Source organism: Bacillus sp. FSL R5-0712 (assembly GCF_038593285.1).
Taxonomy (GTDB): domain Bacteria; phylum Bacillota; class Bacilli; order Bacillales; family Bacillaceae; genus Bacillus; species Bacillus safensis.
In genome coordinates this window covers 1,048,783-1,060,922 of the sequence record NZ_CP151981.1, presented here as the reverse complement: position 1 = coordinate 1,060,922, position 12,140 = coordinate 1,048,783, and the positions used below count along the sequence as shown (strand labels likewise).

Annotated in this window: 11 protein-coding genes; 3 read left to right on the top strand and 8 right to left on the bottom strand. The window is 41.8% G+C overall.

The features are described 5' to 3' along the window. Window positions 1-140 precede the first annotated feature (140 nt). The 4 genes from hemY to NSU11_RS05155 all read right to left on the bottom strand — a co-directional run bounded on the left by hemY (window position 141) and on the right by NSU11_RS05155 (window position 5,866). On the bottom strand, window positions 141-1,553 hold the full coding sequence (hemY, locus tag NSU11_RS05170; RefSeq protein ID WP_332284658.1) for a protoporphyrinogen oxidase: 1,413 nt from the start codon (window positions 1,551-1,553) through the stop codon (window positions 141-143). Between the two features lie 22 nt (window positions 1,554-1,575). Further along, entirely contained in the window at window positions 1,576-2,514 is a 939-nt protein-coding gene (gene hemH / locus NSU11_RS05165) for a ferrochelatase (RefSeq protein WP_342493826.1), read from the bottom strand. A 32-nt stretch (window positions 2,515-2,546) separates the two neighbouring features. Then, the gene (gene hemE, locus NSU11_RS05160; protein ID WP_056766086.1) at window positions 2,547-3,605 is read right to left on the bottom strand and encodes a uroporphyrinogen decarboxylase; all 1,059 of its coding nucleotides are present in this window, start codon (window positions 3,603-3,605) and stop codon (window positions 2,547-2,549) included. Window positions 3,606-3,730: 125 nt separating this feature from the next. Next, the gene (locus NSU11_RS05155; RefSeq protein ID WP_061109627.1) at window positions 3,731-5,866 is read right to left on the bottom strand and encodes a PBP1A family penicillin-binding protein; all 2,136 of its coding nucleotides are present in this window, start codon (window positions 5,864-5,866) and stop codon (window positions 3,731-3,733) included. A gap of 127 nt (window positions 5,867-5,993) precedes the next feature. Here NSU11_RS05155 and NSU11_RS05150 point away from each other — a divergent pair, with 127 nt between their 5' ends. Beyond that, complete coding sequence (locus NSU11_RS05150) at window positions 5,994-6,479, top strand: antibiotic biosynthesis monooxygenase (protein ID WP_024426559.1); 486 nt, start codon at window positions 5,994-5,996, stop codon at window positions 6,477-6,479. Between the two features lie 65 nt (window positions 6,480-6,544). Here NSU11_RS05150 and NSU11_RS05145 read toward each other — a convergent pair whose 3' ends face one another. Continuing rightward, a complete protein-coding gene (locus NSU11_RS05145; protein WP_225315487.1) occupies window positions 6,545-6,832 on the bottom strand; it encodes a hypothetical protein in 288 nt (95 codons plus the stop codon). 148 nt (window positions 6,833-6,980) lie between these two features. Between NSU11_RS05145 and NSU11_RS05140 the strand changes: the two genes are divergently transcribed. Beyond that, window positions 6,981-8,168 (top strand): M20 family metallopeptidase, encoded by a 1,188-nt coding sequence (locus tag NSU11_RS05140; protein ID WP_024425461.1) that lies wholly within the window; start codon window positions 6,981-6,983, stop codon window positions 8,166-8,168. A gap of 27 nt (window positions 8,169-8,195) precedes the next feature. Here the strand turns inward: NSU11_RS05140 and NSU11_RS05135 are convergent, their stop codons facing one another. From NSU11_RS05135 to NSU11_RS05125, 3 genes are read right to left on the bottom strand one after another with little or no spacing between them, the layout of a single operon-like run. Continuing rightward, on the bottom strand, window positions 8,196-8,903 hold the full coding sequence (locus NSU11_RS05135; RefSeq protein ID WP_342493825.1) for an EcsC family protein: 708 nt from the start codon (window positions 8,901-8,903) through the stop codon (window positions 8,196-8,198). A 45-nt stretch (window positions 8,904-8,948) separates the two neighbouring features. After that, entirely contained in the window at window positions 8,949-10,169 is a 1,221-nt protein-coding gene (locus NSU11_RS05130; RefSeq protein WP_024425459.1) for an ABC transporter permease, read from the bottom strand. Next, on the bottom strand, window positions 10,162-10,902 hold the full coding sequence (locus tag NSU11_RS05125; RefSeq protein WP_024425458.1) for an ABC transporter ATP-binding protein: 741 nt from the start codon (window positions 10,900-10,902) through the stop codon (window positions 10,162-10,164). Before NSU11_RS05125 ends, NSU11_RS05130 begins: the two co-directional genes overlap by 8 nt. A gap of 486 nt (window positions 10,903-11,388) precedes the next feature. On the opposite strand from NSU11_RS05125, the gene NSU11_RS05120 reads away from it, so the two are divergent. Then, on the top strand, window positions 11,389-11,817 hold the full coding sequence (locus NSU11_RS05120; protein ID WP_024425457.1) for an HIT family protein: 429 nt from the start codon (window positions 11,389-11,391) through the stop codon (window positions 11,815-11,817). Window positions 11,818-12,140: the final 323 nt, after the last annotated feature.

Here is a 12,140-nt window from a genome sequence, read left to right as displayed (position 1 = left end):
TGGTCATTAAGTACAGAAAGTAATATACCATATCCTTTTCTCCAGATGCAACAACTTTGTTCACTTTTATGATTCACCACTCTTTTTGAATTATTCGAACATGAAAAACTCCCTTTCCTTGATAGAAAAGGGAGTTTGTTTTATGAAAATAGATAAGATACAGCCTCTGAAATGGCAGCTTTTCCTTGATCAATGCAATCAGGGATTCCGACACCTTCAAAAGCAGCACCTGTGATATAAACACCAGGATATGATTGCTTAAACGTTTCTCGCATGTTCGAAATGGCTTTTTGATGACCGACGTGATATTGCGGCATGCTCGTCTTCCAGCGAGTCACTGTTGTCAGTTCTGGATCTGCTTTAATATCCATAATTTTCTTCAAATCCTCCAGCACAATGCTGACGATTTGATGGTCTGACTGTTCGACAATTGATTCGTCGCCAGCCTTCCCTACATAAGCACGCAATAGCGTTTTTCCTTTAGGAGCTGTATGCGGCCATTTTTTGTTCGTCCACGTACAAGCTGTAATAGAGAAATCACTGTTTCTTGAGATGACAAAACCAGTACCGTCATATTCATTATGAACATCCTCTTCTTTAAAACCGAGTGCAACCGTTGCAACAGAAGTAGATGTCATATCATGCAAGTACTCAAGCCCCGCTTCTTTTGGAAACAAGGAATAGATCGATTGATGCGGAGTTGTCACAATGGCTGAATCAGCAAAAAGCGTTTGACCGCTGTCTAACTGCACACCGTAGCCCCCATCTGTTTTTTCAATCTGCTTCACTTTTGTCCCTTTATAAATCGTTGTCAGCTTGAGCTTGCTTTCTACTGCTTCAACAAGCGCTTGAAGTCCTTGATTGATCGTTTGGAACTGCCCTTGTTTTTTCGCTGTCACTTGCTGCGCTTTCGCATGCTGCTGTGATTTTTTCATCCCAAGAATCAAACTGCGATGCTTTTGTTCTGTTTGATAAAACTGCGGGAAGGTGGACATTAAGCTGAGACGGTCAATGTCACCTGCATAAATGCCTGATAGAAGAGGTTCGATTAAATTCTCAACTACTTCATCACCGACACGTCTTCTAAAAAATTCACCGAGCGACTGATCTTCTGTTTGCTTGCTTTTTGGCAAAACGAAATCCATAGCGGCTCTCGCTTTTCCTGCAACTGAAAAAAGACCGGTTGTGATGAATGGGCTGATTTGAGTTGGAATACCCATGACAGCGCCTTTTGGCATCGGGTGAAGGGTTTCATTGACTAGTACATACGCCTGCCCTGTTTCATTATTGACGAGCTGATCTGCGAGACCCACATCCTTCGCCAGCTGCGGTCCACTGACCTTTCTTTCTAAAAATGAATCAGGTCCACGTTCAATGATGTAGCCGTCTTTATATAATGTTTGGATTTTTCCACCTAGCCTAGGGCTCGCTTCAATAAGAGATATTTGAATGGGAAGACCTTTTTCTTCGACTTCCTTTTCCAAATAGAAGGCGGCGGCTAAACCAGTGATGCCACCGCCAATGATGACAAGGTGTTTTTGATTGTCATGCATAGGATCGCCTTCTTTTATATAATTACTTGCTTTCGTCAAGCTTCTTTAATATGACAGTTGCGAGGGCATCAATAAATGCTGGTTTCGCATTTGGCATTTCTGGTCGATAGTAGGCTGCACCGATTTCGTCTGTCACGACTTTACATTCATAATCGTTGTCGTATAACACTTCAAGATGGTCAGCGACAAACCCAACAGGCACATATACGAACGTTTTATAGCCTTTTTGTTCGAATAGGTCCCGTGTTAAGTCTTGAACGTCTGGTCCAAGCCATGGATCAGGCGTGTTGCCTTCGCTTTGCCAGCCAATTTCATAATGTTCAATTCCTGCACCTTCTGCAATCATTTTGGCAGATTGTGCGAGCTGATCAGGATATGGATCTCCTGCTGCAATAATCTTTTCAGGAAGGCTGTGTGCAGACACAATGAGTACGGCTGATTCTCTTTCCTCATCACTCATTGATGCATACGTATCCTTCACTTGTTTCACCCAATAGTCCACAAACTTCGGCTCATCGTACCAGCTTTCCACAGACGTAATCTTCAGATTGCCAAGCTTGTCTGCCTCATCTTGTGCACGCTTGTTATACGATTTTACGCTAAAGGTTGAAAAATGGGGCGCAAGAACAATACTCACTGCTTCTGTGATGCCGTCCTTGTGCATCTCTGCAACTGCATCCTCAATGAACGGCTCAATATGCTTTAAGCCAATATAGACATGAAATTCAATGTCGTCTTGGATGTCGTTCAAATGATCACACAAACCATTTGCCTGCTGTTCGGTAATTTTTGATAAAGGAGAAATACCGCCGATTGCCTTGTAGCGATCTTTCAAATCTTGCAGCATCTCTGGCTCCGGCTTTCTGCCTCTGCGAATATGTGTATAATAACGCTCAATATCTTCTTCTTTATATGGGGTGCCATATGCCATGACAAGAAGTCCCATTTTCTTTTTCTCCACAACCAACACTCCTTCAGATCATTTGAAATAGTTTAGATGGATGATTTTTTATGTGTCGCTGAATAATCGTGAATAAAATCTGTCAGCTTCTTTAACGTATCTGGTGAAACATCTGGAAATACCCCATGACCTAAGTTAAAGATAAAGTGATCTGATTTCATTCCTTGATCTAAAATATCTTTTGCTCTCTCTTCAATGACTTCCCAAGGAGCAAGTAAAATAGTTGGATCAAGGTTCCCCTGTAACGTTTTTGTGAGCCCTTCTTTTCTTGCTTCGTCTACACTCATACGCCAATCCAGTCCAACCACATCAAGCGGCAGGTCATGCCAATCTTTCGCTAAATGGCTTGCACCAACTCCATACATGATCATTGGGACGTTTTCAGACTTCAGCTCCGTGAAAATTCGCTGCATGACAGGCTTAATGAATGTCCGGTAATCTGCTGCATTTAAAGCACCAACCCATGAGTCGAAAATTTGAAATGCGCTGACCCCGGCTTTTACCTGCGCACGTATGTACGTGATCGTCATATCAGCTAACTTGTTCATGAGCAGCATCCACGCCTCAGGATCACTGTACATCAGCGCCTTTGTTTTATGATAATTTTTAGATGGACCGCCTTCAATCATATAGCTTGCCATCGTAAATGGTGCGCCAGCAAAACCGATAAGCGGAACATTCAGCTGCTCCTTCGTTAAAAGCTGAATGGTATCAAGCACATATGGCAGGTCTTCTTCAGGATGAAGTTCCCCAAGACGTTCAATATCTGCTTTAGATCGAATCGGTGCATCAATCACAGGTCCAATTCCATTTTTAATTTCTACGTCCACTCCAATAGCCGGAAGCGGGGTCATAATATCTTTATATAAAATAGCGGCATCTACACCATATTGTTCTACAGGAAGTCTTGTTACATAAGCACATAACTCTGGCTGATGCGTAATTTCAAATAGCCCGTATTTTTCTTTAAGGGCACGATATTCAGGCTGTGAGCGTCCTGCCTGTCTCATATACCACACTGGTACATGGTCTGTTTTTTCCCCTTTACACGCCTTTAAGAACGTGTCATTAAAAACCTTCGTTTTTCCCATTACCTTTCATTCCACCTTTCGCCTTATACTCTCTTTTTGTACAAGGCTCAAACCTGCTTTTACTATACCGTTTTTTCAAGGCACGGTATACTAAAGCGGCTCAATGTTCAAAAAATCGCCGAATATTAACGTCCAAAAGCCTCTGGCTTGACATATGGACTGCCTTCTCCTTCTTCTTGCGTTTGGGTATTATATGGAACAACCTTATACTCTGCATTTGAAAATACATTGGCATACGGCATTGTATAGCTGTCCACGCCTGTCACTGTGTCGATCAGCGTCTCGCTTCCATTTCTCTTTTCATAGATGCGGTATTCAATGCGTTTATCCTCCTGATTGTCCCAAGACAGCTCTAATGTAAACAAGCCTTTGATTTTAAACGCATAGCGGGCTTCAAATCCTGATAGTCCTTCTAAATGAATAGGAGATTGAAGCTCTTTTATCCCCGCTGGTTTTTCAAACGTTTCATTGGTGATTTGAGCTGCTGTTAAAATATCTTTAAACAGCTGTACAGGGTATTGACTGCCTCCAGTTAAATAGTGGCTGTTATCGGTTTTGTCATACCCCATCCAAATTGCACCCGTTGTACTAGGCGTATAGCCGGCAAACCAAGCATCCTTTGTTGCACCTTTCACACCTGAATATGTGGTCGTACCTGTCTTACCTGCTAAATCTCCAGCGTATGAACCGCTCTGGGCTGTTCCGCCCTTGACGACTTGCTGGAGCATTCTTGTCATATTCCAAGCATTCTGCACACTAAATACTCGTTCTTGCTGACTACGATTCTTTTCTACAGTTTCTCCTTCATCATTGGTGATTTTTTGAATAAAGAAAGGCTTTTTATATACGCCTTCATTTGCAAATGTATGAAAGGCTCCAGCGATCTGTAATGGAGAAACTCCTTTTTCTAAACCGCCAAGCGCAATAGCTAAGCCTTTATCCGAGATATCTATCCCCATTTTCTCGAGATATGATTTCGACGTATCAATGCCCAGCTGGCTTAATGTCCACACAGCAGCGGTATTTTTACTTTTCATGAGGGCTTCTACCATTGTGACCCTGCCTTCATACTGCCCATCGTAATTCTTAGGTGAATAGCCGTCATAGCTTTTTTCTTTGTCTTCAAGCAGTGAATAAGGTCTGAATTTTTTCTCCTGCATTGCCGGACCGTAGACTGCGATCGGCTTAAAAACAGATCCCGGCTGCCTAACAGCTGTCACCCTGTTGTAACCTCTTGCCTGATATTCTCGTCCACCGATGGCTGCTTTCACTCCACCAGACTCGTTATCAATGAATACGGCGCTGCCTTCCGGAGAACCGCTTTTTCCCGGGAAATAACGGTTGTTCTTCATCGCATCATAAGCGGTTTTTTGCAGATTCATATCAATCGGAACTGTAATGGTATAGCCGCCTTGAAGCAATTGTTCATGCGAAATGGCATACTCTGATTCTGCTTCTTTAATAATGAGATCAACATAGCTGTCCACCCAAGGCGTTTCTGATTTCTTTTTTAAATGAATGCCTAGTGTTCTCCCTTTTGCTTCTACTGTTTCTGTTGAAGACAAATATCCTTGTTCATTCATTAAATTCAGGATGGTGTCCCGCCTCTGTTTATTTTTATCAGGGTGTAAAACAGGCGAGTAAGAAGATGGTGCCTTTGGCATCGCAGCGAGTGTGGCACCTTCGCTGACCGTTAAATCTTTCACATCCTTACTAAAATAATAATTGGCTGCTGCCTGAATACCATAAACACCATGGCCAAAGTAAAGCTGATTCAAATACATCTCTAGCAGCTTATCCTTTGAATAATCTCTCTCTAAATTAATGGCAATAATGACTTCTTTCGTTTTTCGAAGAAAGGTTTTATCATTTGTGAGAAAAATATTTTTTGCGAGCTGCTGGGTAATTGTACTGCCGCCCTCTACCTTCCCTCCTGCTAATATATCTCGATAAACCGCCCTTGAAATAGACTGTGCATCAATTCCGTGATGCTCATAAAAACGCTTGTCCTCGACAGCCACAAAAGCTTTTGCTACTTTATCAGGCACCTCTTTTAATGACACAGGGTCCCGATTTTCTGAATACATGCTTGTGAGTTCTTTTCCATTCTGATCAATGATTTTGGAGGAAGCGTGAAAAACAAGCTTCTTTTCATCTATGACATAATGTCCTAAAAATAAAATCGTCAGATAGCCAATGAATGAGAGTACGATTGTACTTCCTGCAATGACTAATGGAATGATTATCTTCTTTTTCTTCAAATTAGGTCACCTCATTCCTTTATACGGATAGTATGGGATGTATTGCTTCATAATATGTTTTATGGATTGACTGCCAAAGAATTATATATCATTCTTTTGTTATACTATCAAGCAGGAGGCGGTTTAGATGAATTTCTATATTACATATGGAACAGCAGATTTTTTGCATAAAATCGCAAAGAAACACCATCTGGAAAATCTGCTTTATATGGTCGGAAAAGAACAAGCAGCTCTTTTTCATGAAACGGAGGGTGAGACTGTATTTAAAGCCCCTCATGCCTATGATGTGATTTATGCGAAAGGCGAGCTTGTCCAATCTGGTTTCGTCACCTTGAATCATATCCCTGTTAAGCTTGAAAGCAGAGCACTGTTTGAATCCACCTTTCAGAAAAAGACGAACATCTCAGAACATCAGCGCGGCTTCCAGGCTATTCGCGTTTTAAGACCTAAAAAAGATGAAGAAGTTTATTTGATTTTGACACTTTGGGAATCAGAGGACTTATTTCAAGACTTTCAAGAATCAGAAGCATTCTTTCAGCCACACGAAGATACAGGCTCCATTTTCTCTCGTCCAGCTTACCTCACATCCTACCATGCCGTCACAGACAATTAAGGAAGTGCTGCTCTCAGCACTTCTTTTTTTCATCAAAAAAAGCCCAGTCGCCTGGGCTCTTCATTTTATGAACTTGATTTCAGCTCGTACCGATGAATGATCGGCTGAAGCACATAGAAATTCAGCAATATCCACCCTAATAAGACCGGCCACTTCAACATAGGTGAAGCACCTTTCAATTGAATCAGCAGCACCAATAGTGGAATCAAGCAGATCATAAAAAAACTCATTTTTGAGACAAAGGTTTCTTTGATTTGATGCCGGCAGCTTGGACACATCATCATTTTCGTATGTGATAAATGAAATTTTTCGACGAAAGAAAATGTTTTTGAACAATTTGGACAGCTTCCCAACGCTACTCCTCCCTTTCCCTGCTTCATATCAACTTCGACTTTTATGTAAAATGACCTTTGGATACTGACCACGAAATCCTCTTCTGTTGAAAGATTCTAACAATTACCATACAATCAGTAAAAGAGCATGAAGGAGGTTTTCGATTCAATGACAATATCCACTTTACAAAAAAGCATCAATGAACGTCTTGATGAACATTATGAGGAAATGGTTGAAATTAGACGCCATCTCCATATGAATCCTGAACTTTCTTTTCAGGAAGAGGAAACAGCCGCTTTCATCGCCAGCTACTATGATACATTACAAATACCTACGCGCACCAAGGTGGGCGGTCATGGCGTACTCGCTTTTATTGAAGGAGCTTCTCCGGGACCAACCATTGCCCTCAGAGCTGATTTTGATGCACTTCCCATCCACGATGAAAAAGATGTACCTTACAAATCAACAAAGCCTGGTGTGATGCATGCGTGCGGTCACGATGGGCATACTGCGACACTTCTTGTATTAGCAAAAGTCTTGCATACGCATCGTGATCAATTAAAAGGCAAGATCGTCCTCATTCATCAGCATGCAGAAGAATATGCTCCCGGCGGTGCAAAACCAATGATTGAAGACGGCTGTTTAGACGGGGTCGATGTGATATTTGGTACGCACCTTTGGTCTTCAGAGCCTTGTGGCACGATTCTTTATAAAAGCGGGAACTTTATGGCAGCGGCCGATCGTTTCTCCATTCAAGTCCAAGGGAAAGGCGGACATGGCGCCCAGCCTCATTTAACAAAAGATGCCGTACTCATCGGTTCACAAATCGTCGCAAACCTGCAGCAAGTCGTTGCACGTAAAGTCAATCCAATTGATTCTGCTGTTGTTTCTGTTGGAGGTTTTGTAGCGGAGAATGCCTTTAACGTTATTGCAGATTCAGCTGTTTTAACGGGTACTGCACGATCCTTTGAAGAAAGTGCACGGCATATCATCGAACGAGAAATTGAACAGGTGGTAAAAGGGGTATGCCAGATGCATGATGCTGCCTACACATATGAATACGTAAGAGGATACCCAGCTGTCAAAAACCATCCAAAGCCGACTGAATATATTGCTGGCATCGCAAACCAGACAGAAGGTGTCACAGAAGTAAAAGAAGCGGAAACCCAAATGGGCGGAGAGGACTTTGCTTACTACCTTCAGCATGTCCCTGGTACCTTCTTCTACACAGGCGCCATGCCCGAAAACAGCCAGGACGTGTATCCACATCATCATCCAAAGTTTGATATCAACGAAAAAGCAATGCCTATCGCAGCAAAGGTACTCGCTAACGCCGTTCTTTCCTACAATGAATAAAAAAAGCCGCTGTCATCAGCGGCTTTTCTATTTCATTTCTTTCAATATTCGCAAGTGAAACACATGGCGTGCAACCTCTCCGAGCTGTCCTGTCAGCTGATGATTTGCCACCCCGCCAACAGCGGCTCCGACGACCGGCATTAATTGAAACAGCTTTACAAGATCAATGTAATCTCGATACTCCTGCTGAAAGCTGTACCAATCCATTTCCTCGCGGCTCGTTTCCCAATCATCTATGATTTTCATCATTTTTTGACGATGTGCACTGCTGGAAAAGGTGAGTTGAAATATACAGAGCAAAAAGAGTCTTTCCTCCTTTTGAGATAAATCAAAGCCATAAATACACGCCAGCTCATAAAGGCATTTCATCTTTATGCTCAGCAGCAGCGGAAAGTCTGCCATTCCGAGGAATAAACCGCCTGCACCTGTTCCAACCCCTTCGATAGCAGCCGCCTTTTGGTAATACTTCACTTTATCCTTTGCCAGTTCATTTCGTTCTACAATAGATAATTGTTCATCAATCACTGAAAATGAAGTAAAGTGTGATCCTGATACGGTGGATTCAACCATTGTTTTGACTGCACTTGTGATGACTTGATGAAACCTGGCAGGAATTCGGCGGTTCACCTGCTGCTGAACTCCTTTTGAAAACCGTTCGATCTTTGAAGGTTTTCTTAAAAAACGTGTTTGAAAAAGAATGGCTTCTTCATACAACTTCCGTTCAGCTGCATTCATCCGGTCCCCTCCTTGATGTCATCATACGCTCGCTGTAATCTCCACTTATCTCATCTTTTTTAACCTGCTTTGTACGTAAGGCTTAAAGAGGACAAGCACAAACGCTACAGAAATGAGAAGGGCAAGTCCGCTTCCCTGCCAGCCTCCTGCTGGAAGTACCGCACAGCTCAGCAATATCGATTGGATGATGAGCACATTACGGACGAGAACAAAAAAGCTTCGATCCTTTTCTTTTTGAGAAACTGGATAAAGTGCCTGTAATGAAAGATGAGCAAAGTGCTTCGTTAACGGCACAAGCTGTACACCTGTGATAAATACTGTGAACAAGACTAGTAACGCACCCACCCAGCCTGCTGCACCTGTATACAAAATAATCAGGACAAACACGGCCGTTAATCTAAACACCAGACCAAAATAGTCATTTGAGCGTACAAACGCCCTCACATACATATAAGAAAAAGTTTTACGCTGATCATAAGGAACAAACTTCAACATCCAGTCCATGTATGCTCTTCTTTTCACCTGTTTCTTTAAGTGAGGCACATCTGTAAATAAGTTTGCCAAACGATAAAAGCGCTGCTTCCGTTTTAATTCATCAGAAATATGCAGTTCCCATTGAAAGGGCTGTTTTTTCACTGCATTTGTTAAGTAGACAAGATAGACACCGTAGATAAGATAAAAAACGATTGCAATCGCATAGGCTGCCTGTAAGATGGTGTAGATCAACATCATATTTAATAGAAAACGAAGGGCTGCATCGAGCCATCTCACGTGTTTTCCTTGAAAATAAGTCATTCTCCATTGAATGGCTGTATTCAGACCCTTTATTAAGATCATTTGCGCCAGTATCAGCACATACCCCGTGATGCCTCCTGAAGACACCGCCGAATAAAGCGGAAGCGCGACAATGGATACAGCAATGAGAGGAAACAGCTGAGAAATGAAGCTAAAGTTAAACGCTTGTTTTAAGTAAGGCTCCATCTTCCCTTCCAAAGGAAGCAAAAACACGAGATCGGCTTCTTTAATCAACGTACGTACGTATGAGCTTGTAAGTACCAATGAGAAAACAACTGCCATCACCCAGTAGGATGGGAAGTGAGCTGGAATATGTTTGAGCCAGCTGCTGTACCAGCTTGCTCCGCCTGCAAGGAAAAAAATGAGCACAATGACAAGATGATCGTTGAACATGTATTTTAAGTATTTTCTTGTTTCTTGTATGTGTTCCTCTAATCTTGATTTCCAAATAGTAAGCGTTGTTTTACTCATAGCTTTCTTCCTTTGTTAATTCCAAATAAAGATCATCGAGTGTCGCATCTCTCATATTGAACTGTTCTCTCAGCTCTGCCAGTGTTCCTTTCGCTCTGATTTCCCCTTCGTGCAAAATAATGAAGGAATCGCAATAGCGCTCAGCTGTCGCTAAAATATGCGTTGACATCAGGACACTAGCGCCGCTTTTCTTCGCTGCATTCATCCGTTCAAGCAGTGCATTGATTGCAAGAGGATCAAGCCCTAAAAACGGTTCATCGATGATATACAGCTCTGGTTCCACAAGGAATGCACACATAATCATGACCTTCTGCTTCATTCCTTTTGAAAAATGAGCAGGGAACCATTTCAGCCTTTTCTCCATTCGAAATTCTTTCAGCAATGATGGCAGGCGTTCGTCTAATTGTTTCTTTGATAGACCGTAAGCCATCGCAGTCAGCTCTAAATGCTCTTTTAACGTTAATTCTTCATATAAAACAGGTGTTTCAGGAATAAATGTAAATTGTGAACGATATGCCTCTTGGTCGTCTTGAAGAGTTCGTCCATTCAATTCAATGACACCTTTATGCGGTTTCATGAGCCCGATAATATGGCGGATGGTTGTACTTTTCCCCGCCCCGTTTAAGCCAATGAGACCGACGATTTGATTTCTTTCTAATTCAAATGAAATATTTTTTAGAACGGGATTCTTCGTATATCCGCCCGTTACATCTTTTACAGTGAGAAGGGACATGAATTCGTTCCTTTCTTTCTTTTTTCCTTTATAGTAACAAAAACGAATGATAATTTGAAATGTTTACCTATAGACGAGTCATGAATAAAAAATAGGCGCTTTGGTCATCATAATGTATGTAGAAGAAATGAACTTGATGACCAATAAGTAAATGAGGTGTTTGTTAAAGGCAAAGAACCGCATGACAAGTTGGTTTTTCATCTAAAAACCTTAGCTTCTGTTTTGCTTCACTGATTCTTGATTTTTGTGTCCTATACAATATGTATACGACAAACCAAAACGTCAAATGAGGTGTTTACGGCAGAAATAGCAGGCACATGAATTCTTTATTTCAGTAAATAGAGAATTCAAAAGGCATTCGAATGAAAGCATCAGCATTTCTTCTGCAGGAGCAGGATGAGCGACCAAAGGAGTTCGCTTGTCCTGTTTTCTTTTTTGCTTCTTTTTGTGATACGATAAAGGAAAAATAATGAGGAGTGACATGGCGTGAGCGACTGCATTTTTTGCAAGATCATTGATGGAGACATTCCATGTGCAAAAGTATATGAAGACGAGCATGTATTGGCTTTTCTTGATATCAGCCAAGTAACAAAAGGACATACCCTTGTAATCCCGAAAATACATAAAGAAAACATCTATGAGATGACACCAGAAGTGTCTAACCACTACTTCCAAGCGATTCCGAAAATTGCAAGGGCGATCAAACAGGAGTTTGAACCAATTGGGTTAAACCTCCTGAACAACAACGGTGAAAAAGCCGGTCAATCGGTGTTCCATTACCATATGCATATCATTCCGCGCTACGGAAAAGGCGATGGCTTTGGTGCCGTATGGAAATCACACCAAGATCAATACACGTCAGAGGATTTAAAAGACATTTCTTCTGCCATCCACACGCGGCTTACCTCATCTTAACAGGTGAGGTTCAGCGTGTAGACAAACCCTCGCATTCGTTGTCAGCTCTGCGCGCTGGTGCTCACGAATGTCAAATTCGCTCCGCTCCAGTGCTCAAGCTTCCTAGACTTCAAAGGTTTTCTTTCACGCTGAAAAAAAGACAAAGGGCTAAAATAAAGATCATTTTAGCCCTTTGTCAACAATCTGTACCTCATCTTAACAGATGAGGTTTTTCTTATTTTTGCCCCTTTTCCTCGCTTCCATCTCCTAATAGTAAGATATTTTGAACGATTCAAATTTTTTGTCCAAATGCTTCAAATTTGTGATAGGATGGTTTTATCTTT